The organism is Novosphingobium sp. UBA6272, from assembly GCF_002440635.1.
In the GTDB taxonomy this organism is placed as follows: domain Bacteria; phylum Pseudomonadota; class Alphaproteobacteria; order Sphingomonadales; family Sphingomonadaceae; genus Novosphingobium.
On the sequence record NZ_DJUW01000017.1, the window covers coordinates 183,870 to 209,313 of the forward strand.

General features: G+C 64.4%; 27 protein-coding genes. 14 read left to right on the forward strand and 13 right to left on the reverse strand.

All coding sequences use genetic code 11. The annotated features are described in order from the left end of the window. Positions 1-28 precede the first annotated feature (28 nt). Both secE and nusG read left to right on the forward strand, forming a co-directional pair. Positions 29-223 carry a preprotein translocase subunit SecE gene (gene secE / locus B2V17_RS09800; protein WP_292997168.1) on the forward strand — a complete coding sequence of 65 codons (195 nt, stop codon included), beginning with the start codon at positions 29-31 and terminating at the stop codon, positions 221-223. A 30-nt stretch (positions 224-253) separates the two neighbouring features. Beyond that, positions 254-790: a transcription termination/antitermination protein NusG gene (gene nusG / locus B2V17_RS09805; RefSeq protein WP_292997169.1), complete on the forward strand. Its 537-nt coding sequence runs from the start codon at positions 254-256 to the stop codon at positions 788-790. 30 nt (positions 791-820) lie between these two features. Here the strand turns inward: nusG and B2V17_RS09810 are convergent, their stop codons facing one another. Next, complete coding sequence (locus B2V17_RS09810) at positions 821-1,534, reverse strand: CPBP family intramembrane glutamic endopeptidase (RefSeq protein ID WP_292997170.1); 714 nt, start codon at positions 1,532-1,534, stop codon at positions 821-823. A gap of 258 nt (positions 1,535-1,792) precedes the next feature. On the opposite strand from B2V17_RS09810, the gene rplK reads away from it, so the two are divergent. Together rplK and rplA are read left to right on the forward strand one after the other, a co-directional pair. Then, entirely contained in the window at positions 1,793-2,224 is a 432-nt protein-coding gene (gene rplK, locus B2V17_RS09815) for a 50S ribosomal protein L11 (RefSeq protein WP_292997171.1), read from the forward strand. Positions 2,225-2,228: 4 nt separating this feature from the next. Continuing rightward, positions 2,229-2,930, forward strand: a complete 702-nt coding sequence (gene rplA / locus B2V17_RS09820) for a 50S ribosomal protein L1 (RefSeq protein WP_292997172.1) — start codon at positions 2,229-2,231, stop codon at positions 2,928-2,930. Between the two features lie 78 nt (positions 2,931-3,008). Here rplA and B2V17_RS09825 read toward each other — a convergent pair whose 3' ends face one another. After that, on the reverse strand, positions 3,009-3,767 hold the full coding sequence (locus B2V17_RS09825) for a PilZ domain-containing protein (protein WP_292997173.1): 759 nt from the start codon (positions 3,765-3,767) through the stop codon (positions 3,009-3,011). A gap of 239 nt (positions 3,768-4,006) precedes the next feature. On the opposite strand from B2V17_RS09825, the gene B2V17_RS09830 reads away from it, so the two are divergent. Together B2V17_RS09830 and B2V17_RS09835 are read left to right on the forward strand one after the other, a co-directional pair. After that, positions 4,007-4,609, forward strand: a complete 603-nt coding sequence (locus tag B2V17_RS09830) for a hypothetical protein (protein WP_292997174.1) — start codon at positions 4,007-4,009, stop codon at positions 4,607-4,609. Further along, positions 4,609-4,992 (forward strand): cupin domain-containing protein, encoded by a 384-nt coding sequence (locus B2V17_RS09835; protein ID WP_292997175.1) that lies wholly within the window; start codon positions 4,609-4,611, stop codon positions 4,990-4,992. Before B2V17_RS09830 ends, B2V17_RS09835 begins: the two co-directional genes overlap by 1 nt. Here B2V17_RS09835 and B2V17_RS09840 read toward each other — a convergent pair. The 3 genes from B2V17_RS09840 to B2V17_RS09850 all read right to left on the reverse strand — a co-directional run bounded on the left by B2V17_RS09840 (position 4,989) and on the right by B2V17_RS09850 (position 8,119). Beyond that, positions 4,989-5,540, reverse strand: a complete 552-nt coding sequence (locus tag B2V17_RS09840; RefSeq protein WP_292997176.1) for a chorismate--pyruvate lyase family protein — start codon at positions 5,538-5,540, stop codon at positions 4,989-4,991. The two genes, B2V17_RS09835 and B2V17_RS09840, sit on opposite strands and share 4 nt — an antisense overlap. A gap of 105 nt (positions 5,541-5,645) precedes the next feature. Continuing rightward, entirely contained in the window at positions 5,646-6,407 is a 762-nt protein-coding gene (locus B2V17_RS09845; protein WP_292997177.1) for a competence/damage-inducible protein A, read from the reverse strand. A 218-nt stretch (positions 6,408-6,625) separates the two neighbouring features. Continuing rightward, the gene (locus B2V17_RS09850; RefSeq protein WP_292997178.1) at positions 6,626-8,119 is read right to left on the reverse strand and encodes a flavin-containing monooxygenase; all 1,494 of its coding nucleotides are present in this window, start codon (positions 8,117-8,119) and stop codon (positions 6,626-6,628) included. 93 nt (positions 8,120-8,212) lie between these two features. Between B2V17_RS09850 and B2V17_RS09855 the strand changes: the two genes are divergently transcribed. The 4 genes from B2V17_RS09855 (at position 8,213) to B2V17_RS09870 (ending at position 11,882) form a co-directional block, all read left to right on the forward strand. After that, positions 8,213-9,187, forward strand: coding sequence for a magnesium and cobalt transport protein CorA (locus B2V17_RS09855; protein WP_292997179.1), 975 nt, complete (start codon positions 8,213-8,215; stop codon positions 9,185-9,187). 15 nt (positions 9,188-9,202) lie between these two features. Continuing rightward, positions 9,203-10,114 (forward strand): cation diffusion facilitator family transporter, encoded by a 912-nt coding sequence (locus B2V17_RS09860; protein ID WP_292997180.1) that lies wholly within the window; start codon positions 9,203-9,205, stop codon positions 10,112-10,114. Between the two features lie 87 nt (positions 10,115-10,201). After that, on the forward strand, positions 10,202-10,849 hold the full coding sequence (locus B2V17_RS09865) for a DUF47 domain-containing protein (protein ID WP_292997181.1): 648 nt from the start codon (positions 10,202-10,204) through the stop codon (positions 10,847-10,849). Positions 10,850-10,877: 28 nt separating this feature from the next. Next, complete coding sequence (locus B2V17_RS09870; protein WP_292997182.1) at positions 10,878-11,882, forward strand: inorganic phosphate transporter; 1,005 nt, start codon at positions 10,878-10,880, stop codon at positions 11,880-11,882. A gap of 18 nt (positions 11,883-11,900) precedes the next feature. On the opposite strand, the gene B2V17_RS09875 is transcribed toward B2V17_RS09870, so the two are convergent. Genes B2V17_RS09875 through B2V17_RS09885 form a run of 3 tightly spaced genes read right to left on the reverse strand, consistent with a single transcriptional unit; the run spans position 11,901 to position 14,892 of the window. After that, a complete protein-coding gene (locus tag B2V17_RS09875; RefSeq protein WP_292997183.1) occupies positions 11,901-13,151 on the reverse strand; it encodes an alanine racemase in 1,251 nt (416 codons plus the stop codon). Then, entirely contained in the window at positions 13,148-14,539 is a 1,392-nt protein-coding gene (locus B2V17_RS09880; RefSeq protein WP_292997184.1) for a D-arabinono-1,4-lactone oxidase, read from the reverse strand. The genes B2V17_RS09875 and B2V17_RS09880 overlap by 4 nt, the downstream gene beginning before the upstream one ends. Next, positions 14,536-14,892 carry a c-type cytochrome gene (locus B2V17_RS09885; protein WP_292997185.1) on the reverse strand — a complete coding sequence of 119 codons (357 nt, stop codon included), beginning with the start codon at positions 14,890-14,892 and terminating at the stop codon, positions 14,536-14,538. The genes B2V17_RS09880 and B2V17_RS09885 overlap by 4 nt, the downstream gene beginning before the upstream one ends. Before the next feature lie 64 nt (positions 14,893-14,956). On the opposite strand from B2V17_RS09885, the gene B2V17_RS09890 reads away from it, so the two are divergent. Next, positions 14,957-15,526 (forward strand): TetR/AcrR family transcriptional regulator, encoded by a 570-nt coding sequence (locus tag B2V17_RS09890; protein WP_292997186.1) that lies wholly within the window; start codon positions 14,957-14,959, stop codon positions 15,524-15,526. 3 nt (positions 15,527-15,529) lie between these two features. Here the strand turns inward: B2V17_RS09890 and B2V17_RS09895 are convergent, their stop codons facing one another. Beyond that, a complete protein-coding gene (locus B2V17_RS09895; RefSeq protein WP_292997187.1) occupies positions 15,530-17,188 on the reverse strand; it encodes a DEAD/DEAH box helicase in 1,659 nt (552 codons plus the stop codon). A gap of 32 nt (positions 17,189-17,220) precedes the next feature. On the opposite strand from B2V17_RS09895, the gene B2V17_RS09900 reads away from it, so the two are divergent. Continuing rightward, complete coding sequence (locus tag B2V17_RS09900; protein WP_292997188.1) at positions 17,221-17,538, forward strand: hypothetical protein; 318 nt, start codon at positions 17,221-17,223, stop codon at positions 17,536-17,538. 78 nt (positions 17,539-17,616) lie between these two features. On the opposite strand, the gene B2V17_RS09905 is transcribed toward B2V17_RS09900, so the two are convergent. Beyond that, positions 17,617-17,928, reverse strand: a complete 312-nt coding sequence (locus B2V17_RS09905) for a hypothetical protein (protein WP_292997189.1) — start codon at positions 17,926-17,928, stop codon at positions 17,617-17,619. Between the two features lie 228 nt (positions 17,929-18,156). Between B2V17_RS09905 and B2V17_RS09910 the strand changes: the two genes are divergently transcribed. After that, on the forward strand, positions 18,157-19,128 hold the full coding sequence (locus B2V17_RS09910) for a DUF3187 family protein (RefSeq protein WP_292997190.1): 972 nt from the start codon (positions 18,157-18,159) through the stop codon (positions 19,126-19,128). Between the two features lie 37 nt (positions 19,129-19,165). On the opposite strand, the gene B2V17_RS09915 is transcribed toward B2V17_RS09910, so the two are convergent. Together B2V17_RS09915 and B2V17_RS09920 are read right to left on the reverse strand one after the other, a co-directional pair. Further along, positions 19,166-19,873, reverse strand: coding sequence for a zf-HC2 domain-containing protein (locus tag B2V17_RS09915; RefSeq protein ID WP_292997191.1), 708 nt, complete (start codon positions 19,871-19,873; stop codon positions 19,166-19,168). After that, on the reverse strand, positions 19,870-20,394 hold the full coding sequence (locus B2V17_RS09920; RefSeq protein WP_292997192.1) for an RNA polymerase sigma factor: 525 nt from the start codon (positions 20,392-20,394) through the stop codon (positions 19,870-19,872). Before B2V17_RS09920 ends, B2V17_RS09915 begins: the two co-directional genes overlap by 4 nt. A gap of 165 nt (positions 20,395-20,559) precedes the next feature. Between B2V17_RS09920 and B2V17_RS09925 the strand changes: the two genes are divergently transcribed. Beyond that, positions 20,560-21,993, forward strand: coding sequence for a S8 family serine peptidase (locus B2V17_RS09925; RefSeq protein ID WP_292997193.1), 1,434 nt, complete (start codon positions 20,560-20,562; stop codon positions 21,991-21,993). 9 nt (positions 21,994-22,002) lie between these two features. Here B2V17_RS09925 and B2V17_RS09930 read toward each other — a convergent pair whose 3' ends face one another. Beyond that, positions 22,003-25,149: a class I SAM-dependent DNA methyltransferase gene (locus B2V17_RS09930; RefSeq protein WP_292997194.1), complete on the reverse strand. Its 3,147-nt coding sequence runs from the start codon at positions 25,147-25,149 to the stop codon at positions 22,003-22,005. Between the last annotated feature and the right edge of the window lie 295 nt (positions 25,150-25,444).

The window sequence follows — 25,444 nt, forward strand, 5'->3', positions numbered from 1 at the left end:
GACCGTTCAGCAAGGCGAGTGAGCAACGATGGCCAAGTTCAATCCCGGCGAATTCATGCGCCAGGTCCAAACCGAAGCCCGCAAGGTGGTTTGGCCGAGCCGTCAGGAAACCGTGACCACCGCGATTTTCGTGGGGATCATGATGGTGATCCTCGCGCTGTTCTTCCTCGGCGTCGATACGATCTTCGGCAAGATCGTCCAGTTCCTTCTCTCGCTGGCCTAAGCGTCAGACTAGTCAATCAGAGGCAGCAAAATGGCTCGCTGGTACATCATCCACGCCTATTCGGGTTTCGAGAACAAGGTGAGGGAATCGATCCTTTCCGAGGCCGAGCGCAAGGGGCTTGAAGCCCTGGTCGAAGCGGTCGAAGTGCCGCACGAAACCGTCACCGAAGTGAAGCGCGGCAAGAAGGTTCAGGTCGAACGCAAGACCATGCCCGGCTATGTCCTGGCCAAGCTCGCGCTCAACGACGATGTCTACCACCTGGTCAAGAACACCCCGAAGGTGACCGGCTTCCTCGGCCCGAATGGGAAGCCGCAGCCGATCACCGAGCGTGAGGCCGCCCGCTATTTCGGCGCCCGCGATGCCGCGGCGGCCGAACCCAAGAAGCACATCCACGTCGATTACGAGATCGGCGATTCGGTCAAGGTGCTCGACGGTCCGTTCAACACCTTCACCGGCGTGGTCGAAGAGCTCGATTTCGACAAGAACCGGGTCAAGGTCTCGGTCTCGATCTTCGGCCGGGCGACCCCGGTCGAGCTCGACTTCGAACAGGTCGAACTGGTCAAGTAAGCGGTTGGCCCCGCGCCTGGGCGCGGTGGCCTAGAACCCAAACAATCCGTGCTTGCTGGCATAGGCCAGCAGCATAGAGGCCGTATCGACGGCGGCATGGGCAATGATCAGCGGCCAGAGGTTCCATTCGGTCCTGGTCCGCAGCCAGCCGAAGAGCACGCCGACCGCGCCCGTCACCACGATGCCCGACCAGCTTTGCCAGGCGTGCGGCACTGCGAAGACCAGTGCCTGCAGCAGGATTACCGGCCAGATCCGCCCGGCCAGACCTTTCAGTCGCAGCAAACGGTCCATCAGGAAGCCGCGCCACAGCACTTCTTCGCCGAACCCGGCGGCGAACCAGGCGACCGCAACAATCCACAGGACCAGGGCGCCAGGGCCGCTGGTGACCTGATCGAGAACCAGCGCGGTATCGAGCGGGGGAGCTCCCAGCCGCTCTAGCAGGGCGCTGGCGAACTGGAACCAGACCAGGATCAGCAGCGCGGCCACAGCGCCGATCGCCCAAGCCTGGCGCCAACTGCGTGGCGCGGTGAGAGCGAAAGCATCGTTCACGGTTCCGTCGCGGCGCAGCCACAGCCAGGCAGCGCCGATCCCGGCCAGCGACGAGCCGACAGTCGACAGGGCCAGCCCGGTCGAGCTCATCCCCCAGATCATCACGGACGGAACCGAACCCGCAATGTAGGCAAGCATCACAGTGATGAATTGCGCAATGAAGCGCCCCCAGCCGAGTGGCTTTGCCTTTTGCATCAATGCGTCTCCCGCTCGGTTGGCCGTTGGGCTGGACCTATCGGCCCGGATATGGACGCGCAATGCCACGAAAACCCTGCAAAACCCTTGCATTTGCTCGGCCGGACGCTAAGGGGCAGCGCTTCATCTCCTACCCGGGGGTGATTCCGCGCGGGAGCTTCGGACTTGGTTCGGGGTGTTTGACCGCTCACTCTGCGGACCTTTGACCCGCTCATCCTGAGCTTGTCGAAGGACCAACAGGAAGAAAGGAGGCCCCTCGTGGCCAAGAAAATTGAAGGCTATATCAAGCTGCAGGTGCCCGCGGGCTCTGCCACGCCCTCGCCGCCGATCGGTCCGGCGCTGGGTCAGCGCGGCGTGAACATCATGGAATTCTGCAAGGCGTTCAACGCCGCCACGCAGGACATGGAAAAGGCGATGCCGATCCCGACGATCATCACCGTCTATGCCGATCGCAGCTTCACCTTTGTCACCAAGACGCCCCCGGCCTCGTTCCTGATCAAGAAGGCCGCCAACCTCAAGTCGGGCTCGAAGGAGCCGGGCAAGGTCTCGGCCGGAACAATCAAGCGTTCGCAGCTGGCTGAAATCGCCCAGACCAAGTTCAAGGATCTGAACGCGAACGACATCGAACAGGCAACCAAGATCATCGAAGGCTCCGCGCGTTCGATGGGCCTGCAGGTTGTGGAGGGCTAAGAACATGGCAAAGCTGACCAAGAAGAACAAAGCCCTCGCCGAAAAGCTGGGCGACAACCAGCAGCTCTACGGCGTCGACGCCGCGATCCAGCTGCTCAAGGACCTCAAGACCACCAAGTTCGATGAGAGCCTGGAAGTCTCGCTCAACCTCGGGGTCGATCCGCGCCACGCTGACCAGATGGTCCGCGGCATGGTCGTGCTGCCTTCGGGCACCGGCAAGGACGTCAAGGTTGCGGTCTTCGCGCGCGGCGACAATGCCCAGAAGGCGCTCGACGCCGGTGCCGACAAGGTCGGTGCCGAAGACCTGCTGGAAGACATGCAGGCCGGTAACCTGGATTATGGCCGCGTGATCGCCACGCCGGACATGATGGGCGTGGTCGGCCGCCTCGGCAAGGTGCTGGGTCCCAAGGGCCTGATGCCGAACCCCAAGCTGGGCACGGTAACCCCGAACGTCGCCGAAGCGGTCAAGGCTGCCAAGGGCGGCCAGATCGAATTCCGCGTCGAAAAGGCCGGGATCATTCACGGCGGGATCGGCAAGCTGTCGTTCTCGAACGAAGCGCTGAAGGCCAACTTCGAAGCTTTCGTCGATGCGGTGGTCAAGGCCAAGCCGTCGGGTTCGAAGGGCAAGTACGTCCGCAAGGTCGGCCTCAGCTCGTCGATGGGCCCGGGCCTGAAGATCGATCTGGCCGAAGTGCAGGGCGCTTAAGCGGCCTCACAGCTAAACAAAGAGGGGGCCGGAAAGCACCAAGCTTTCCGGCCCCTTTTTGTTTTTGCCGCTCGCAGCCTAGCCGGCCCGGTCAAACAGTTCGATCGATTGCGGGGGCAGGGCGATCCCGGCCTCACTGCCGTTGAGCCAGACCAGTCGTCCGGCCATCGGCTCGAAGCCCTCGAACTCGATCGCCAGGTCGTTGCCGATCTCGGTCTCCCGGATGCTGCCGGACACCTTCATCCCGCTGGGCGAGACGTTGAGCACGCGCACCGGGACGCCTTCTACCTGCAAAGAGGTGCCTTCGGGCACGGCATCGGCGAAGCGGCTTTCCAGCCGGGTGTCGGACTTGCGGCTGGCTGTCCGGCTGATCCGTCCCAGCATTCCCATGCCGGACGGCTTCTTCTTGCGCTGCAATGGCGAATGATCGGTACCAGAGATGCCTGACATGATCTGTTCGCGGCGTGACAGCAGCGGATCGGGAAACGGAATCACATTACAGATCGCGGCGGCGCCATGGCTGCCCCGGGCAGGCATGAAGCGGGCGGCGACGGCACTGTGCAGGGGGCTGTCAAATTGCAGACCACAGCGGGCCCCATCGGTCCAGACCGGCTGAACCGCCTGGCTCTCCAGTCCGGGCAGGCGGACCCACAGCTGGGTGTCGCGCTGGATCAGGATCAGCCCCTCAATCTGGCAACCATGGGAGGAAAAGTCGACCAGCCTGGCCGCCACTGCGCTGCGGCCGCGTTCACGCACGAATACCTCGACACTCAGCGGCGCGCGGCCTTGGCGGCGCCGTTCGGTGAAATTGGGATTGCGTCCGAAACTGATGGACACGCCTTGGTGCTCCCTTGCGGAAAATCTTCTCGGAGCGACCCAGACTTCGTTGCCTGCATCCGTGCCGGTAGCTTGGAATTCCCGCAACCGCCGCTTTGGCCGCGTCCCGCGATGGGATTAAACTCTGGGTTAAGTTAAGCTTGCGATCCGTCGGAGGCTCGGGCCGTTCCAAGCTGCGCGCTGCGCGCAATTGAAGGCTATGTGCTTGCCGCCGCACTGCACTCGGGCATGATGGTGCGATGATTGTCCAGCGATTCGTTCCGGCGCTTGCCCTGCTGCTCATGCCGGGTTGCAATTCACAGCAGCCAGCGCCGACTGACCCCGCGGCAAGCGGCGAAGCGACTGAAATTGCTTCGCCGCAAGCGAGCGAGGATGCTGCCAGCGCAGCAAGCTTGGTCTCGCGCTACACGTCGCTGAAGAATTGCAAACTGGACGAGGAAGGCAACGGCGAGGATTGGTCGGTGTCGCGCTGCCCTGGGCTTGGCGGGTTCAGTCTGGTGCTCAACTATGGCGACGCGCGCGACGATCTGGCGCTGCGCCAGACCGGGCGCAAGGACGCGGAAATTGGCTTGCCCTATCTGGCTGGCGGCGGATTCAATGCGCTGGGCGAGACGATCGAATGGCGCGGCTCCGAATCGGGCGGCGGGTTTGAACCGACAGGGCTGATCGTGCGCAACAACGCGGTTCAGGATCCCGAGCACCCCGAAAAACCAACTTCGCTGCTGGTCGTAATCGATCTGTCCCAAGGTTGCGCGGTGGCGCAGCTTAAGCCGGGGACGGGACAAAACGAGCGCGCCCGCGCGGTGGCCGATGGCCCGCGCCAGCCATGTCTGAGGAATTGATGATGCGTCTGGTCCTGATCCTTGCCGCAACCGCAGCCAGCGCGCCGCCCTCCGCCGCGCCGGTTACCCACGCCCAGATCGACGTGCCGCGCAACCGGCCCCAGCAGGTGATCGTACAAAGTCGCGATTTCGCGCCCGGCAGCGAGAGCGGCTGGCATGTCCATCCCGGCACCGAGGTGGCCTATGTCACCGCCGGGCAGCTGGAGCTGCGGGTTCAGGGCAAGACCACGGTGCTGGGCGCAGGTGACAGCTTCACCATGCCGCGCGGGGTGGCGCACAATGGGGCCAATCCGGGCGGCGCAACCGCCCGGGTGGTGATCACGCTGGTTGTCGATAAAGGCGCAGTGGTGCGCCAGCCCGTTGCGGCGCCGAAGGGCAGCTAGTCGGTGACCTTGAGGTTGGCCTCGCTATAGCATTCCACCACCAGTGCGAGCGGCTGACCATCGGGCAGGCGCAGCAGTGCACGGTGCGTGGAAATTGCGCCGGCCGGACAGGCCGGATCGCCCCGCCTGGCCGATCCGAGCGGCTCGCGGGTAAAATTCAGCGCGGCGGCTACCTTGCCGAAAGGCACATTCGTCTCGTGCAACTGGCGGTTCATCTCGGCGGTTAGCCGCGCCGGCACAAACCAATTGTGCGCTTCTGACAGCACAACGTCCCCGCAAGTCAGCTGGACATGGCGATAGCCTAGGATCGTGTCGGCAGGCGCGTTCAGCAATTGGTACAAATCTTCGGGCGGGGTTCCTGGCGGCGCTTTGACCGGGACAGCGCTGATTGTCGCGGGATCGGCGATCCCCCGGCTTTCGCACCATTGCTCCAGCGCGCGGGTGGCGCTGGCATGCGCGGCAAGGTTCGCTTCGAATTCAGCCAGGCTGGCATCGGTCTGGTCGTGGGCGCATCCTGACAATGACAGCGATGCGGCGGCGAGGGTCATCAAGACAGTTCCGAATTGGCTTTTGGGCCGCAGGTTCGGCCACTCACCGCGCCGCCCTAGCCGTCTCGTGCGAAGAGCGCCAGTGGGGGTTTTGTGCACGGCCGCTCAAACGCCGCCCGGCACCGCCTCGCGCCCCAGCGCGCGCAGGCCGATCACCAGCGCTTCGCCGGCAGCTTCCAGCACCGCGGGATCGATCGAGCGGATCACGAAATTCGCGCCGACCCGGCCTTCGCGGAAGAACGGGTAGGATCCGATCGCGCAGCCTTCGTGGGCCTGTTCGGTCTCGCGCAGCAGCTCGGCGACCTCGCTTTCCTGGACCCACGATCCGATCGTCTCGCTCAGCACTGGCAGCCCGCCTTCAAGCTGGCCGGTCAGTGCATCGAGCATCCCGGCGGTGATCGAGGGGACCCCGGCCATCAGGAAGACATTGCCGATCCGGATCCCCGGCGCGCCCGACATGCGATTGCGGATCAGGTCCGCGCCGTCAGGCACCCGCGCCATCCGCAGCCGCGCCTCGGTCAGCCCGCCGCGGGTTTCATAGTACCGCTCCAGAATCGCACGAGCCTCGGGATGGATCACCACCTCCACGCCCAGCGCCTCGGCCACGGCATCGACGGTGATGTCGTCATGGGTCGGGCCGATCCCGCCGGTGGTGAACAGATAGTCGTTGCGCGCCCGCAGCGCGTTCACCGCCTCAACAATCGCGGCGGTATCGTCGGCCACCACCCGCACTTCGGACAGGCGGATACCCTGCACGTTAAGCCAGGCCGCTACCTGCGCGACGTTCTTGTCCTGCGTGCGGCCCGAGAGAATCTCGTCACCAATGACGAGCAGGGCGGCTTTCCAGATGCGGCTTGGGTCGGTCATGGGCGGGACGCTAAGTTATATCGAAAGCTTGCGCAATTTTTGGTTCACGCAGAGGCGCAGAGAAGAAAGGGGAGGCGCAGAGATGTTTCGCAACCCGCGAAGCGGCTTTTCCATTCCAACGCTGCGACATTCGCAAGGCCGGAATTGAGAGCGGCTTCGCCGCAAGTACCGCCTCTCTGCGCCTCTTTTCTTCCTCTGCGCCTCTGCGTGAACCCCTTCTACCCTTCGACCAGTTCCCGCGCCCGGGTGAACTCCATCACCCCGTCGTCGATCGGGGCCTGGCGCATGTCCTGTTTGTCGCGGCGGTAATCCTGGTTGAGCCGCCACGGCAGGCTGGGCGCGTTCTTGGGCATCTTGTCCTTGCCGCGTTCGAGATAGCCCGATGAGAAGTCCGCAAAGACATCGTCCGGGGTGAGGCCAGCATCCGGGGCCAGGGCCGGAGTGGCGGCGACCGCGCCATAGGCATCCATCTGCTTCAACAGCCGGGTGATATACTCACCGACGATATCGACCCGCAGCGTCCAGCTGGCGTTGATATAGCCGAACACGCCCGCCAGGTTGGGCACGTTGGAGAACATGCAGTTGCGATAATAGAAGTGCTTGCCGAATTCGACCGGCTGGCCATCAACCGCAATCGCGATCTTGCCGGCGAACGCCAGATTGAGCCCGGTGGCGGTGACGATCACATCGGCATCAAGGTGCCTGCCCGACTTGAGCTTGATGCCAGTCGCATCGAAGCTGTCGATATGGTCGGTTACCACCGATGCCTTGCCCTGGTTGATCGCGCTGAAGAAATCGGCGTCCGGCACCAGGCAAAGGCGCTGTTCCCACGGGTTGTAGGGCGGCACGAAATCGGCTTCGGTGAAATTGGGGCCAAGGTTCTTGGCGGTTTCGCCCAGGATGAAGGACTTGGCCTTTTCCGGGTTCTTGCGCACCCGCTTGAACATCAGATCCTGCATGGTGATGTTCTTGAACCGGGTGATCGCATAGGCGACCTTTTCGGGCAGGAACTTGCGCAAACCATTGGCAATCGCGTCGCGGGCCGGGCGGCTGACCATGTAGGTCGGGGTGCGCTGCAACTGGGTGACATGCGCCGCGCCCGAATGGGCCATCGCCGGAACGATCGTCACCGCCGTGGCGCCCGATCCGATCACTACCACCTTCTTGCCGGTGTGGTCGAAGTGCTTGGGCCAGAACTGCGGGTGGATGATCGTGCCCTTGAACTTGTCGCGTCCCTTGAAACCGGCGTCATAGGGATCGTCGTAATCGTAATAGCCCGAACCCAGGAACAGGAACCGGCCTTTGAGCTGCTGATGCGATCCATCGTCTTGCTGGGTGGCGACGGTCCACAGCGCGGTCTTGCTGTCCCAATCGGCCGAGATCACCTTCTGCCCGAAGCGCATCGTTTCGCGCAGGCCGTATTCGTCGGTAATGTCGTTGAGGTATTCGAGGATCGACGGGCCATCGGCGATCGATTTCTCGTGCTTCCACGGGGCAAAGGAAAAGCCCAGCGTGTGCATGTCGCTGTCGCTGCGGATCCCGGGATAACGGAACAGGTCCCAGGTCCCGCCAACCTGTTCGCGCCGATCGAGGATCGCAAAGCGCTTGTCCGGGCAGTCGCGCTTCATGTGCACCGCCATGCCGATGCCGGAAATGCCGGCCCCGACGATGATCATGTCGAGGATTTCCCCGATCGGTGAATGCGCGTTCATCGCTCCGCTTCTCCCAAGCAATTTACATTTATGTCAGTATAGCCGCGGTCGCGCGGGATTGCCAGCATCATGCGGGTTTGGCACAGCATGGCAATGCCGATTATTGCAGCGCGCCGCTATGCCGGTGGAAAGCCATCCGAAAATACCGTGCCGGTGAACGGCACGCCGCGCCCTGCGCTGAAAAAACACAGCTTTGACTGGATCGGGCTGGCCGATCCTTCAGCGGAGGAAATGGAGCAGGTCCGCAGCCAGTTCGCCCTGCATCCGCTGGCGGTGGAGGATGCGCTCAATTCCACCCAGATGCCCAAGATTGAAGTCTATGGGCAGCAGCTGTTCATCGTTGCCCGCACCGCTGCCAATCAGGAAGGCGACAATATCGCCTTCGGCCAGACCGCGATCTTCCTCGGCAGCGATTTCATCGTGACGGTCAGGCTCGGCTCGACCCGGGCCCATTCGCAGCTGCGCGAACGGCTGGAGATCGATGCCGAGCGCCTGTCCGAAGGGCCGGACTATGTCGCCCACGCAGTGCTCGATTTCATCGTCGACGGATTCCAGCCGATCCTCGAGAAATTCGAGGAAGCGGTCCAGGCAATGGAGGAAAACGCGATCGAAAGGTTCCCCGAACCTTCGACCATTCGCCGGATCTTCCGCCTGCGCCGCCAGTTCCGCCGCTTCACCCGGATCATCGGGCCGATGGAAGAGGTTTGCGAACGGCTGACCTTTACCGACCTGCCGGTGATCGATCCCTCGGCGCGGATCTGGTTTCGCGATGTGCTCGATCACGTCAGGCGCAGCCTTGCCCGGATGACCGGCCTGCGCGAAACGCTGGCCAGCATCGTCGAAACCGCCAGCCTGCTCGAACAGCACCGCCAGGGCGACATGACCCGCCAGCTCGCCGCCTGGGCCGCGATCCTGGCTGTGCCGACCGCGATCGCCGGGATCTATGGCATGAACTTCGATTACATGCCCGAACTGCACAGCAAATGGGGCTATCCGGCGGTACTGGCGCTGATCTTCGCGGTCTGCGGCGGTCTGTGGCTGCGCTTCCGCCGGATCGGCTGGCTCTAGGAAGGATCGGGCACAATGGCCGGACATGGCTCAAACCGCGTGATCCTGACGGCGCTGGCCGCCAATGTCGGAATCGCGATCGCCAAATTTGTCGCCGCCGGGATCACCGGTTCATCGGCGATGATCACCGAAGGCGTGCACAGCCTGGTCGACAGCACCAACCACGTGCTGCTGCTCTATGGCAGCAAACGCAGCCGCAAGGTGGCGGATGCGGTCCACCCGCTCGGCTATGGGCGCGAACTCTACTTCTGGTCGTTCGTGGTGGCGATGCTGGTCTTCACCTTCGGGGCCGGGGTTTCGGTCTATGAAGGCGTGCTGCACATCATCGAGCCAGAGCCGACCAGCGATCTCAGGATCGCCTTCATCGTGTTGGCCGTGGCCGGGGCGCTGGAAGGGTGGTCGACCTGGGAAGCGCTGCGCGAATTCAACGGTTCACGCGGCCGGAAGTCGATGTTCCGGGCCCTGCGCGATACCAAGGACGCGCCGACCCTGATCGTGCTGCTCGAAAACGCCGGAGCTCTCGCCGGTCTGGCCATCGCCGCGAGCGGCCTGGCCCTGGCGCACTACACCGGCAATCCGTTGTGGGACGGGATCGCTTCGGTTCTGATCGGGCTGGTGCTGGGCGCCATCGCGGTCGCGCTGCTGATCGAGGCGAAGGGCCTGCTGATCGGTGAAAGCGCCGACCCCGCTCTGATCGCCGCGATCCGGACCTGCGCCGAAGGACACTCCGGGGTGGTTGCGGTCCACGATGTGCTGGCAGTCCATCAGGCGCCAGACATGGTGGTAACGGTGATCAGCGCCGACTTCGACGATGCGATCAGCGCGCGGGCGGTGGAACAGACCGTGCGCGACATCGAGAATGCGGTGGCGGCAGGGTTCCCGGTGGTGACGCGGGTCTATGTGCGTCCGTCAGGCGATGGTGTCTAAGCCTGTGGACATGACGATGTCGCTGTAGCGAATCTGCCAAACCTCTGTCATGGCGCTGTCATATTTGCGCAAAGAGGGGTTTTTGCGATGTTCGGTTGGTTCCAGCGGCTGCTGCCGCACTCGGGCGATTTCTACGTCCTGTTCGAACGCCACGCCGTGGCTATTACCGGGGCGGCCGATGCATTGGCCCAGCTGACTGCCGGGCAAGGTGATCGCGCTTCTCACCTGCGCACGATCCGTGACCGCGAGCATGACGCCGACGAGGTAATCCGCGAAACCCTGCACGAGGTCCGCCAGACCTTCCTGACGCCGTTCGATCGCGGTGCGATCACCGCGCTGATCGGATCGATGGACGATACGATCGACGAGATGAACCGCTCAGCCAGCGCGATCGAGCTGCTAGAGGTTGAAACCTTCGACCCGCAGATGAAGCAGATCGGCGTGCTGATCCAGGACGCCTGCCGGCTGATCTCCGAGGCGATGCCGCTGCTCCGCGATGTCGAGCGCAACGGCCGCCGCCTGCACGAGCTGACCGCCAAGCTGGTCAAGCTGGAAGGCGAAGTCGATATCCTCCACGATACCGGCATGAAGAACGCCTTCCAGGCCCAGAAGGACGATCCCGATCCGCTGGGCTTCATCGTCAAGCGCGAGATCTACAAGCACCTCGAACGGGTTGCCGATGCCTTCGAAGACGTCGCCAACGAAATCGACAGCCTGGTCATCGACCACGGCTGAGGCCGCAACATGACAAGGGAGAACGGCAATGCATGAGCTTGCCTTTCCACTGCTGGTCGGCCTGATCGTGATCGCGCTGGCCTTCGATTTCCTCAACGGGCTGCACGATGCCGCCAATTCGATCGCGACCGTGGTTTCGACCCGGCTGCTTTCGCCGTTTTGGGCGGTAACTTTCGCCGCGGTTGGCAATTTCGCGGCCTATTGGCTGATCCCGCTGCATGTCGCCGAAACGATCGGCAAGGGGATCATCAACAAGGACGTGGTGACCCCGGGCGTGGTCTTCGGGGCCTTGATAGGGGCGATGTTCTGGAATGTGGTGACCTGGCTCAAGGGTATCCCGTCCAGCTCCAGCCACGCCCTGCTGGGCGGCCTGCTCGGCGCCGGAATTGCTCATGCCGGGTTCGATGCGGTGGAAACCAAGAAGACGGTCGAAACGCTTTTTGCGATCTTCCTCTCACCGATGATCGGGTTCAGCCTGGCGATGCTGATGGTGCTGATCACCTCATGGCTGTTCAAGGGTTTCCAGCCGCGCCGCGCCGAAGGTGTGTTCAAGACGCTGCACCTGTTTTCTAGCGCGGCCTATTCGATCAGCCACGGCGGAAACGATGCCCAGAAGACGATGGGGATCATCACGGTCCTGCTCTATTCGACCGGCTACCTTCAGGGAGACTTTCATATCCCGACCTGGGTAGTGATCAGCTGCTACCTGGCGATTTCGCTGGGCACGCTGTCGGGCGGGTGGCGGATCATCAAGACGATGGGCACCAAGTTCACCAAGCTTAACCATCACACCGGCTTCTGCGCCAGCACGGCCGGATCAATCGTGGTGTTCGGAGCTAGCTTCATGGGCATTCCGGTTTCCACCACCCATGCAATCACCGGCAGCGTGATCGGCACCGGTGCTGCCCGCAAGGCCAGTGCGGTGCGCTGGGGCGTGGCGGGACGGGTGGTGACGGCATGGTTCATCACCATCCCGATGAGCGCCACGGTGGGTGCGATCTTCTATACCCTGACGCGGATATTCACCCACTGATCCCGGTCTGGCGGCGGGTTAGGCGCTGACCGGCAAGGTCGGCCAACGCTCGGCGATTTCCCCGCCATCATAGACCGCGATATCGCCGAATTGCAGGAACAGCGCTTCGCTCTGGTCGGGTCGCAGGAACACGGTGTCGTCGGGCTTCAGGTCGATCCGGTTCGATCCGGTCAGCAGTTCCTGGTTGGAACTGCGCCCGAACAGCTTCGAATAGTCCAGCCCCGGGGGTGAGACCGGCTTGGCCAGCCAATGCCCGCCGTGGATGAAGAACCCGCGGGTGGTGTTGCGATCCCACAAGTGCATCGCGCCCGAAAAGGCTTCGATGCCGGGCAGGGCCTGGTCCTTGCTGGCCTTGATCACCGGGGTGGCGATGAAGGCGGCGGGCTGCAGATCGGGCAGGTCTTCGTAATCGAAATCCCCCGGCTTGACGAAGGCCGAGCCGACCGAGACTTCGTTTGCAACCGTGCCCTGGCAGTGCCGACGGAAAGTCGGACTGCCGGCGCTGTTCAGCGTCAATGCGGCGGGATCCAGTCCTTCGGCCTTGAGTACGGCCAGCGCCCGGGCATAGGCCTCTTGCGCATCGGCCCAGGCGCTGTCCGGGCTGGGCATCTTGGGCACGTGCGGATCATAGCCCATCAGCCCGGCCAGTTCGACGTCCGCCGCTTTCGCCGCACGGATCGCTTCTGCCAGGGCGGCTGGATCGGCAAAGCCGCCGCGGTGCAGGCCGACGTCGATTTCCAGGCTGATCCGCAGAGCAATCCCGCGCGCTTTGGCGACTTCGGCGTACTGCTTGAGCCGTTCGGGCGTATCGATCAGCCACTGCATGCGCGGGCCGGGATCGAGCGCGGCATCGCTGACCACGCGCATGAACTCGCTGACCGGTAGCGGCTTTCCGCCAAGAAAATCGGCTTGGGGATGCAGGGGGATCAGCTGCCGCAGCATCTCGGCGCTGAAGACCATCAGCCGGTTCGTGCCCATCCCGGCCATGATCGCGCCGAGCAGTTGCGGCGAGGGCAGCGACTTGGCCACCACCCGCAGCGGCAGCCGGGCCGCCTCGGTGCTGCCGCGCACCGCCGTGATATTGGCGGCTAGCCGCTGCCGGTCGATCACCAGCGTGGGTCGGTTGAGCCCGGCGCGCTTCAGCGCGGCGGCGAGGCCGCCAAAATAGGCATCGTGCATTCCGCCCCTTTCCTCCGGCCGCAGCGCCAGTCCGCCGATCCCGGCCAGCGCCAGCGCCCCGCCCCCGATCAGGACCGTGCGGCGCTTCATCCGAACAGCTTTTGCAGGAACGGGTTGACCATCCGCCCCATGGGATCGACTGCCCGGCGCACCGCATCAGCCTCAGTGAACATTGGGTATAGCGTCCGCATTTCCGCCGCGCCGAGCGAGTGCAGCTTGCCCCAGTGCGGCCGTCCGCCCGCCTCGCGCAGGACCGGTTCGATCAGGCGGAACATCCAGTCGTGGTCCTCCTTGTACCAGGCATGGACCGCGATCGAGCCGCTTTCGCGCTGGTAGAACGGGGAGAGCCAGGCATCGTCGGGCGCGATGATTCGCGCCTCGATCGGGAAGAATACGCCGGGCACGTCGCGCTCGATCCGGGCGATCACCTCGCGCAGCGCGCCGACCTGTTCGGCAATCGGCAGGTGATATTCCATTTCCTTGAAGCGCACCGGGCGCTCGTTCGAAAGCAGCTTCCAGCCTTCGTCGATCGCCACTTCGGGCGGGATATCGGCCATCGCCGCCTGCGCCGCGCGCCGCCGCAACGCGGGGGTGAACTCGAACAGGTCGCGCAGGCGCTTGAGGTCCATCAGCGTCGATGCGTCCTGATCGGGCCCGCGCGGGCGGACCGGCTCGGTGGTGACATCGTGGGTGATCAGCGCCGATTTGCCGGTGAATGGCAGGACCAGAAACTCGGCATTGCGGTGCCGCTTGGCCAGGGCCGGCCAGTCGCGCAGCACTTGCTCGGTATCGACCAGCGTGACGACCTTCCTGACCCGGCTGAGCGGTTGGTTCTGCAGGGTCACCTCGCTCAGCACCCCGAAGGCGCCCAGTCCGACCCGCGCGGCGTGGAACAGTTCGGGCCGCTGGTCGCGGCCGCATTCGGCCACTTCGCCCGACGGCAGGACCAGCCGCAACGCGGTCACCTCGCCATGCAGCGCCTTGAAATGCTTGCCGGTGCCGTGCGTCCCGGTCGCCAGCCCGCCGGCCAGGGTCTGCTTGTTGATATCGGGCAGGTTGGGCATCTCTTGCCCGATCCCGGCGAGCAGCGGGCCCAGTGCCGAAAGCTTGGTCCCGGCGCGGACTGTGGCGCTGGTGGCATCGTGGCGGACCAGTCCGGACAGGCGATCGAGCGAGAGCAAGGTCCCCTCGGTCGGAACCAGCGCGGTAAAGCTGTGGCCTGACCCGACCGGGCGGATCGGGGTGGTCGCGTCCGGCAGCAGCGCCACCAGCTCGGCCTCGCTGGCCGGTGCGGCGCGTTTCACCGGATAGGCATGCGCATTCCCGGCCCAGTTTGACCACAGCGCGCGGCCCTGGGCATCAAGCGGGGCGGGCAGGTCCGGTTCGCGGTCCAGCCGCCAGCGCCGCCCGGCCAGGCCGCCCGCACCCAGTGCCACCAGCCCCGCGCCGCCGAGCAAAACCTTGCGCCGCGTGCTCACTGCGCATCCTCGCGTCCGGCCATGAACCTGATCAGCGTTTTCAGATCATCGGGCGTGCATTCAAAGCATTGTCCCCCGGCCGGCATGCCGCCCTTGCCCTGGATCGCGGCCGAAAGCAGCGCCGCCTCGCCCTGTGCCCAGCGCGGATCCCACAGCGTGCGGTCCCCGGTCAGCGGTGCGAGCGAATCCTTGACCGTGTGGCAGGCCTTGCACGACCCGGCATAAAGCTGGGCCAGGCGTGGGTCCCTGGGTGAGAGCGCGGCGCTTTGCTCGGCGGTCAGCGGCCGGGGCGGGGCTTCCGCCGGACCGCAGGCGGCCAAGGCAAGAACCGGAATGAATAGCAGGCGCCGCATGATTCTCCCTTCCCTTGGAAGAGAAATCTAGCTATCACTATATTTCTGTCAAGCCGGGAACCGCATGATCCGCAAACCCACCCAGAAGCGCGCGCTGGCGACCTATGAAAAGCTGCTCGACGCGGCGGGGGAATTGTTGTCGGAATTGGGGGTAGAGCGGATCAGCACCAATCTGGTTGCGGCCCGCGCCGGAGTCAGCCCGCCGACGCTTTACCACTATTTCGCCGACAAGTACGCGCTGCTCGCCGCGCTGGGGGAGCGGCTGATGGCCGCGCAAAACGCACTGGTCGGACTCGACCCGCGGCAGGATGAGCAGGCTATCGCCCGGGTCCTGCGCGATCACGTGACCCTGACCCGGGCCAGCCCGGGCGGTCCATGGATCATGCGGATGCTGCGCGCGGTGCCGCAGCTCGCCGCAGTCCGGCTGGCCTCGCACCGCGAACTTGCCACCGCCCTGGCGCGGCAGGCCTGGATCGCCGACCCCTGGGCCGACCGCGCCGCACTTGAACGGCGCGCCCGGCTCTGCGTCGATATCGGCTATGCCGCGATCGAACTGGTATTCGACGAGCCTGAGCTCGACGAAGCCGAAGTCATGGCCGACGCCGCCCGGGCTATCCGGGCGGTGCTGGATTGAACCTCAGCCCCAGCGGCGCTGGCCGCCGCCGTTGGGCTTCTTGCCGCCAGCAGGCTTGCGGCGCTGCTGGCCGACCGGCTGGGCGGCGCCTTGCGGCTTGTCGGCGCGAGGCTGGCCGCCGGCGGGGCGGACCGCATCGCGGTGCAGCGTGACCGGGCGTTCGTGGCGCTCGGTCCGATCACGCGGGCGATCGTCGCGGCGCTGCGGAGCGGCAGTCGCGCGGGCTTCGCGCTCTTCACCGGCGAGCGGGTTGAACACCGGGCCGCGCGGCGCGGTGGCCTTGCGGTTGTCGGCGAAGCGCTCGTTGCGGATGTACTGGTCACGCGACTGGCCGTCACGCGATTGACCGCCGTTGGCGCGGTTGTTGTTGGAGCGCGGACCACGGCCACCGCCGCCGCCACGGGCACCGCCACGTCCGCCGCCGAGGCCGCGGGCATCGCGATCGTCGCGGCGCGCATCCTGCTCCATTTCCGCCGGGCTGCGGCGGGCGGGAGCGGGCAAGCGCGATGCTTCAGCCGAGAAGTTTTCGGGCAGCGGCGCGCGGGCCAGGGTCACCCCGGTCAGGCGCTCGATATCCTTCAGATAGGCCTTCTCGTCCGGTGCAACCATCGAGAGCGCCACGCCATCGGCCCCGGCGCGCGCGGTGCGGCCGATCCGGTGGACATATTGCTCGGCCACATTGGGCAGCTCGAAGTTGAACACGTGGCTGACGCCGGTAACGTCGATCCCGCGCGCGGCGATGTCGGTTGCGACCAGCACCGGCGTGGTGCCCTTGCGGAACGCGGCCAGCGCAGCGGTGCGCTGGGCCTGGCTCTTGTTGCCGTGGATCGCTGCGGCGTTGACGCCGGCGGCGCACAGGTGGCGGACCACCCGGTCGGCACCGTGCTTTGTCCGGGTAAAGACCAGCGCCCGGTCGATCTCGTTCGAGGCCAGACCCTTCTTGAGGCTGATCGAAAGCAGCGCCTGCTTTTCGCTCTGGTTCACGAACACCGCATACTGCTCGACGCGCTCGGCGGTGGTCGCCTGCGGCGTCACTTCAACCCGGACCGGGTTGGAGATGAACTGCTTGCCCAGATCGGCGATCGCCTTGGGCATGGTGGCGCTGAAGAACAGGCTCTGGCGCTCCTTGGGGAGCATCGCGGCGACCCGCTTGAGCGGCACGATGAAGCCCAGGTCCATCATCTGGTCGGCTTCGTCGAGCACGAAGATTTCGACATTGCGCAGCGTCAGCGCGCGCTGGTCGATCAGGTCGAGCAGACGGCCGGGGGTGGCAACGAGGATGTCGGTGCCGCCCGAAAGCGCGCGGGCCTGCTTGCTGACGGGCAGGCCGCCGAACACGCATTGCACCGAAAGGTTCAGGTACTTGGCATAGCCGCGCATGTTCTCGGCGATCTGGGCGGCCAGCTCGCGGGTCGGTGAAAGCACCAGCATCCGGCACGAAGCCGGGCTGCGGCCCTTGGGATCGGCGGCCAGGCGGTGCAGCGAAGGCAGCGCGAAGGCCGCGGTCTTGCCGGTGCCGGTCTGGGCAATGCCGAGCAGGTCGCGGCCCTGCAGCAGCGCCGGGATCGCCTGGGTCTGGATCGGGGTGGGATCGGTATAGCCCTTGGCTTCGAGCGCACGGATGAGAGGCTCGGCCAGGCCAAGGTCGGAAAAATAGGACATTACAAAATCTCTTTCTTTTGCTTCTTCCGCTCATGCTGAGCCTGTCGAAGCAACAATTTGAAGCGGCGCGCGCGCGGGTATTCCGCTCGACACGAAGCAAGGTTCGTTTCGATGCGACCCTGCGTGAAGAAGGTGGCTTCAGGTTCGGATCGACCGGGCAATCGGGGCGGCCATTCCGTCGAAGGAGGCCTCACGCTGCGCCGTATTTCCATGCGGAGTTCACCGCAGGGCCGGTCGTGTTGCAGCGCCTTTATGCTGCATTGCGAAATAAAGCAAGGAAATTGCGTGGGGGTGCGGCTTCAACCCTGCACACCGCCACAGTGGCAGCCCCGGCCCGGCGTTTGCCGTGACCGGGGCTGCGTGCGACCCTCGGGGGGCTTCGTGCTGGCCGCGGGGACGGCCTGGGTCCCCGAAGGCCGGTTCAGTGCTCAGGTGTGGCCCGGGCCATCGTCGGTGCCGTGACCGCCGCGACCGCGATCATCACCCGCCGGATCGTCGGTTCCGCGACCGCGACGGCTGTCAGCGGTCTTGTCATCGGCACCGCGCTGGCGGCTGGCGGCGGTGTCATCCGTGCCGCGACCCTGGCGGACGTGGCCGGCCGGATCATCGCAGCCGCGGCACTGACGGACGTGACCGGCGGGATCGTCGGCACCGCGGCCCTGGCGGGCCTGAGCGGCAGGAACGGCAAGCGATGCGGCTAGGGCGGCACCGATCAGCGCGAGGCTGGAAATCTTCGACATGATATGTCTCCCATCAAAACAGTCAGCCCGGGCGGGCGGACAGAGGGGAAACGACACCCGATCGAACTTATTCCAGCAAAACTGAAAAAAGTTGCGTCGGCATCAAAAGCTGCGGAATAAAAGCAAACAGAGGGCGTTGGATCGGTAGCAACGGTGAAGCTTCGTGCCGTTGCGGTGTTGAATAGCCGGAACCGTTCAAGCAGCGATCCGGATCAGAGGGGAATGATCATGACCAAGAAACTCATGCTGCTGGCGGCAGTCGCCTGCCTGTCGGTGCCGGCTCTGGCCCAAGCCCAGGAAGCCGCGCCGCCGCCCGCGCAGAGCGACGAGGATCCCGGCGTCCTGCGCCTGACCACCGGGGTCAGCTACTCCGAGGGTGACTATGGCGATATCCAGGGTACCAAGGTGATCGCCGCGCCGATCGGGCTGAAGTACAGCAAGGGCGGCTTTTCGGTGCGGGTGTCGGTGCCCTATATCCAAATCGACGGCCCCGGCAGCCTGATCGATACGCCAGGCACGGGTGATGCCGGTGGCGGCGCCGATGACAGCGGCGGCAGCAATTCCGGATCCAACAGCGGTTCGGGATCGTCGGGATCGAATTCGGGCTCGGGCAGCAGCGGATCATCCGGCGGCTCTGGTTCCTCGGGCGGATCGGGTTCTTCGGGCGGCAGTTCGAGCGGAGGCAACGTGGTGACCGTGCCAGGCGCGATCAACAACAAGCGCAGCGGCTTTGGCGACGTTTCAGTGGCCATGACCTATTCGTTCGAACTGGGCGACAGCACCTTCTTCGATGTTACCGGCCGCGTGAAGCTGCCGACTGCATCACAGGCCAAGCGGCTCGGTACTGGCAAGGTCGACTTCACCGTTGGCGGCGATCTGGTGCAGGATATCGGCGATGCCACCTTCTACGTCGGCGCCGCGCACAAGTTTCGCGGCAAGCCGGTCGGATCGAGCCTACGCGATACCTGGAGCTTCGCCGGCGGGATGAGCTACCGCCTGCCCGGCCGGACCTCGATCGGGGTCGACTATGACTGGCAGGAAGCCTCGTTCCTGGGCAATGGCCCGTCGAGCGAAGTGACCGGCTGGATCAACTTCGGGCTGACCCGGCGGGTGCGGATGCAGCTGTTCGCCTCGACCGGAACCAATGTGAACAGCACCGATCTCGCGGCCGGTCTGTCGCTTAGCGTGCGGCTCAACTAAGCCCTGACAATGCTGGGGAATTGAATGGGGCGGCCGCCTAGCGGTCGCCCCATCCTTTTGCGATCAAGGCCTGTTCGCCGGCTGCATCAAGCGGATCGGCGGTGCCGAGCCGGGCATGGGCCGCATTGATCGCGGCGCTGCCTGCGCCGCCGGCCAGCTGGATATCCCCGCCGGTCTGCGGCGCAGGGGTCTTGCCTTCTGCTTCGACCTTCCAGCCCTGACCGGTCCGGCAAGCGATCCCGGTCTGGTCGGCCAGACGATATTCGCGGCACCAGCGGCCATCGGCGGCCCTGGCGGTCAGGACAGGCTCGATCGTCCGGCCATCGGCGAGCCGCGCCTGCTGAAGCGCCGGCGTGGTATCCAGTGCAAGCGAGAGGCCGCCGTCCAGCGGCAGGGCTGCGGGCCGCTGGTTCAGGACCAGCACCAGCGCAAGGCCGGCCGCCAGCGCCCCGCCGACCGGCACCCAGCTGCGCCGCCACCATACGGGATTGTCATTGGCGGCAATCGGCATGGGCTGCGGTTCGGCCAGGCCCATCTGGGCCAGCAGATCGTCGCCGATCGGCTGGTCGGCCAGCGGAGCAAGCGCGCCGGCAATGAAGCTGTCGTTCGCGCGCCAGCTCGCGGCGCGCTCGGCCAGTTCGGGATTGCGTTCCAGCTCGGCCTCGAAGGCTGCCGCTTCTTCGGGCGAAAGCGCGCCGTCGAGCCAGGCCGAAAGCCGTTCTTCGGGCGTGGTCTTGTCGGTCATTGCAAGCCTCCGCCGCTGCGCCCGACCGCGGCATCGATCCGGCTCCGGGCGCGGGCCAGCCGGCTCATGATCGTGCCGACCGGCACTTCCAGCACTTCGGCCGCCTCGCGGTAGCTCAGCCCTTCGACCACCACCAGCAGGAAGGCGCTGCGCTGATCCTCGGGCACGGTCTGCAGCGCGCGCTGGGCGGCGGCCAGGTCCGAGCGGTTCTCGACCAGATCGCGCCCGTCCTCGCCCCTGGTTTCGGCGATCTCCTCGATATCGATCTGCTGCCCGCGCCTGCTGCCCGCGCGCACCGCATCGATATGCAGGTTGCGGGCAATCCGGAACATCCACGCGTCGACGCGGGTGCCGGCTTCAAACAGGTGCGCGCGGCCCAGGGCGCGTTCCACTGTCGACTGCATCAGGTCGTCTCCATCTTCGCCATGGCCGGTCAGCCCCCGGCAGAACCGCCGCAGCCGCGGCAATGCTGCCACGATCGCGGCGCGCATCGCCTGGGCATCAGAACCGGGATCGGCCATCTCTTCTCCTGCAAAACGACCGGCGCGGCGCAAAATTCCCGCGTCTCGTCGCGATTTTTTGCGTTTGCCTTAGGCATTTGCAAGTGGGTTGGAATAAGTTTGCGCGCATTGCGTTAGGTCAACAGCCGCAAGGCTGCTTGAAATGGCGCAGGAAGGGGTTCGATCGTGAGGTTCAAGGCAGGCACATCGCTGGCAGTTCTGGCTGTTGTTGCAATGGCGACCATGCATGGTGCGGCCCCCGCGCATGAGCGGGAAGCGGACACGGGCTCGAAGGCCGAACAGCGGCTTGACAAGGACATGCGCGACATCGCCGATCGCACCGCGCGGCGCGATGCCGACTATGCGGCCGAACGCGCCAAGATCGAAGCCGATGTCCTGAAAGACCCGCGCAAGGCCGAAGACCTGAAAAAGCTTGACGCCGATTTCGCCCGCGAAACCCAGAAGCTGAATGAGGACGCGGCCAAGGCGCAGGAAGACTTCATGGAGGAAAGCGCCAAGGAAGCCGAGGATCTGGCTGAACATGGCGGGGACAACTCGGGCCACGGCAGCGCCGAATCGATGCACGATCTGGGTGAGAGCGAAGGCGCCGAATTCGATGATCGCGGCTTTCCGGTAAAGCGCGGCGAAGTGGTCGGAATCGACCTGTCCCCCGCCACCGTGACCAAGGCCGAAGCCCGGGGTTTCAAGGTGATCGGGCGCGAGAAGCTGGAAATGCTCGACCGCGAGGTGATCCGCCTGTCGGCCCCGCAAGGGATGGACGCGCGCACCGCGCTGCGCGAACTGCGCGCGATCGATCCTGCGGCGGTGGTCGATCTGATCCACTACTACGGCCTCAATCTGACCGCAGGGGGCAAGGGCCATTCCGTCTCGGCCAGGAAAATGCCGCGCGTCTCGGGCGAGCGGGTGGCGGTTGGCGTGATCGATACGGCGATCGCGCCGCACGCCGCGCTGCACGGCGCGCAGCTGACGGTCTGGCCGGCCGGCAATCTGGGCAATGCTCCGGTCGCCCATGGCACGGCGGTGGCATCGCTGCTGGCCTCCGAAGGGCAGGCGCGGATCTATTCGGCCAATATCTTTCGGGGCAGCGCGGAGCGCCCCTTCACCTCGGCCGACGTGATTGCCGATGCGCTCGAATGGATGCTGCGGACCGATGCGCAGACCATCAACATGAGCCTGGCCGGACCACGCAACGCGATCCTCGACCGGCTGATCCGCGATGCCATGGCGCGGGGGCGGACCGTGGTCGCGGCGGCCGGCAATGGCGGGCCAAGCGCGCCGCCGGCCTATCCCGCCGCCGTGCCCGGCGTGGTGGCGGTTACCGCGGTCGACAAAGACCTTCGAATCTATCGCTATGCCAACCGCGGCAACTACATCACGGTTGCGGCGCAAGGCGTAGACGTCCTCGCCGCGCGCGCGCCGGGGGGCTATGCCCGCTTCACCGGAACCTCGTTCGCCACCCCGCACGTGACCGGCTGGATCGCCCGCTGCCGCGCCGCCGGATCGCCCGCACGGACCTGCGAAGCGGCGCTGCGCAAGGCCGCCCGCGATCTCGGCACGCCGGGCCGGGATGACGTGTTCGGCGCGGGGTATGTGCGGTAGGGGTTAGTCTCACTTCCCGCCGAACCGGGGAATCTGATAGTCCGGACGCAGCCAGCGGACTTTGCCCTGGCGTTCTTCGTCGGCGCGTTCGGCGTTCAGCGCGACCAGCCGGGTGACGATTTCGGCGGGCGGCAGGTCGGCGGGCCAGCCATAGGCTGCGGCCACGGCGGCATCGAGCTGGTTGTGGATTTGATCGACGATCCCGGCGCGCGCGGCAGTGGCGCGGGCCTGATCCTGCGGAGACAGCTTGGTCTTGCTGCGCAGTTTATCGCGCCAATTATAGATTTCGGTCATGGTCAAGCCCGGCACTTCGGCGAGCGCGGCCTTGCGGGTGGCGTCAAGTTCTTCGGCGAGCTCGGCGATTGCGGCGCGTTGTTCCGGTGTAGGGTCAGGGAAAGGGAATGGGTCGAATATACTCGACTTTACGTACACGTGACCAGCTTCGAAGTTCGCCATGCCAATCAAACCACAACGCGCAAATGTCCACTGCTGATGGATTTCCGAACAAAGAACGCCAAGTTCCATTGAAGTCTCGAAAGTCAATACTGTGATCTTATTATCTGGTAGAACTGACTGATCTACGAACTGAAAAACGCGGTGTCGCGCTGTCTCGACCGTGGCAATGTAACGATGCAAACCCGTCAAAGCTGACCTTAATTCAGGACGAGATTTCCCCATCAACCACCACTGCTCAAAATAAACGATCGCATCTTTGGAGGGTTTTTCTCCCTTCGACAGTTTTTCGTCGATAACGTCCTGCCTGGAGTTGCGCACAGTTCGCATTAGATGTTGATAGACCTCAGGAAAACGCAGCCTAACCTCTCTTTCATGCAGTCCGAAAAGGTCGATCACCATCACATCGCGCGAACGTTGCAGCAAGTCGCGTCCATTGCGATAGGGGCGAATGTATAACTCAAGCCCTTCGCGGCGGCCAAGTCCGAGCATTTCGGCTTCGCTTGCGGTTACAATAAAACCATTGCCGTGCAGTTTGACACCAGGTGACGCAAGGCCTTCGTTGGCTTTGAGTGGTAAGGCCCGCGTAACATCCGACCCCAACGAAAGATCCGGATTGATCTTTCCGACCGTGCTGCGTGTTTCTAGCAGTGGATCGTCGGAGGTAAGTCCGGCTTCGTGAACAACTTCGACTAGTTGGCCATCCTCTGCGCCAAGTACGGCAACGGTCATTGCGATCCGTACGGCGGCTGCATCCTTGCTGGCTTTGGTCCAAGGGTGATCAGGGATCGCCAACAAGAGCGATATTTGCCGATCCTTGAGATAAGCTTCGATTACCCTGCGGCTGAATGTCTGGGTAATCGAATTCGTCGTAACGAAGCCAAATCGCTGCAAGGGGCTGCCAAGCGCGACGAGCGAATTTGCCGCCCGATCCCACCATTGCATGACGAAATCGGCCGATTTGGGCACACGCGGATTGGCCGCCCACAGCGCCTCAGCATATTCTCCGCCGAGGTTGCGTCGAATATCCTTGCCGCCGATAAAAGGCGGATTCCCGACGATAAACTCCGCCTCCGGCCACGGCGGAATGGTCGGGTTCGCAAAATCAGGTTCACCGGTTTCCTTGCGCAGCAGCACCGCATCATAGCCGCCGTGCTTGCCGAAATTGATGCTCGCGCCGCGCTGCAGCACGGGTTCGGGCACGGCATCGGGATCGTCCTTCAGCCGGTTGCGCAACCAGCCAATCCACAGCACCAGCTCGGCAATCTTGGCGGCGCGCGGGTTCAGTTCCAGTCCGTGGAACTGGTGGGGGCCTACACGCGGTTGGGCATCGCCGCCCAGCGTCTGGATACGCTCGATCACCTTGCTTTCCAGCGCCTGGAGCAGCTCCATCGCCACATAGAGGAAATTGCCGGTCCCGCAGGCCGGATCGAGCACGCGCAAAGTAGCCAAGCGGTCATGGAATGCGGCGGCGGCAGGCAGGACCTCAGCCATCGGCAGGGCTTCGATCGCTTCCCATTCGGGTTCCAACACATCCATGATCGTGGCGCGCACCAACGTGATCACATAGGGACGGGGGGTGTAATGCGCGCCCAGCTTGGCGCGGTCTTCGCCGCTCAGCGCCTGTTCCAGCAGGGTGCCGAAGATCGCCGGCTCCACCCGCCGCCAGTTCTGCCGCGCGGCTTCATACAGGTTGTGAACCAGAAAGCCGCCCAACTGATAGGTCCGGCTGTCTTCAAACAGGCCGCCGTTGAAATAGCGGACGTCGGTTTTCAGCGCCATTGAGAAGCGGTTGCCGGGATCGGCGTTGTTCATCTTTTCGAACAGATCGCGCAGGCCATTGGCGAAATAGCCGTCGTTGCCTTCGGCTTCCTTCAAAAACTCCTCAAAGCTGCGGCGGGGCAGCAGTTCGATATCTTCCGCGAACATGCAGAACAGCACCCGCATCAGGAACAGGCTGGCCTCTTCGATTTCCAGCGCCTGATCGGCCTTGGACAGGCCTTTGGCCTTGATCCCTTCCTCAAGATACTTGCTGACTTCGGCCAGATTGGTGGCAACTTGCCGGGTGACCGCGGCGGACTGGAAACGCGGATCGACCGAGCGCGGATCGGTCCAGATCGCGAGCAGCAGTTCCAGCGCGGTCTTGCCGGTTCGGGCCACTTCGCTGTCGCTGGCCAGATCGGTCAATTCGATCCGGTAGGACTGGCGATCGGGAAAATATTCGTAGTCGCGCCCGTTGCCTGCCGGATCGACGTAAAGCTCAAACGCGCGGCCGACGTCGCAGACGATCAGGAACGGGGAAACCGGCTCTGACGAGGGCAGGTTGCGGGCATAGTTGCGGGCCTGAAGCCAGGCATCGCGCATCAGCACGTCATACCGCGCGCCCGAGGGGGCGCGGGAACGCTGATCGCTGTCGCCCAGATCAAGCGGGGTCTGTTCGGGCTTCAGGTAGCTTTGCTTGGCCTCCATGATGAAGTGGCCGCGCTTGTACAGATCAATTGCGCCGGTTCCCTTGGTGCTGCGGAATGATCCGCCGGGAACGCTGGCTTCGTATTCGTAAGATCCGAGCTTGTCTTTTTCGGATTGCTTCGGTCGCTCAACGCCCAGAACTTCGCAAAGATCGGGAATGAACGAAGCGAAATTCGATTTTTCCTGACCGCCGGGTTTGCCCCACCATTCCTTGATCAGATCTTCGACAATCACAATGCAGTCCTTCCGCGTGCACCATCGCGGCAAGGCAGACTCTTGGCAAGGGGGCAGGACACCCCTTCGACAAGCTCAGGGTGAGCGGGGGGGGGGAGGGGCGGCGTTTTCCTACACCGCCGCCGCCTGCTACATTTGCAGCCGTCATGCCCCATGCCAATTTCCCCGCGCGATCACGCCTTTGCCGGGCCGCAGGGCCCGGCAAGTTGACACAAGGTGACAGCGGAGATTTTCCGCTGTCTGTACCCTGTGAAGTGTGTGAACTTCCGCGCCCGCAGGTGTCACCTTGCGTCAC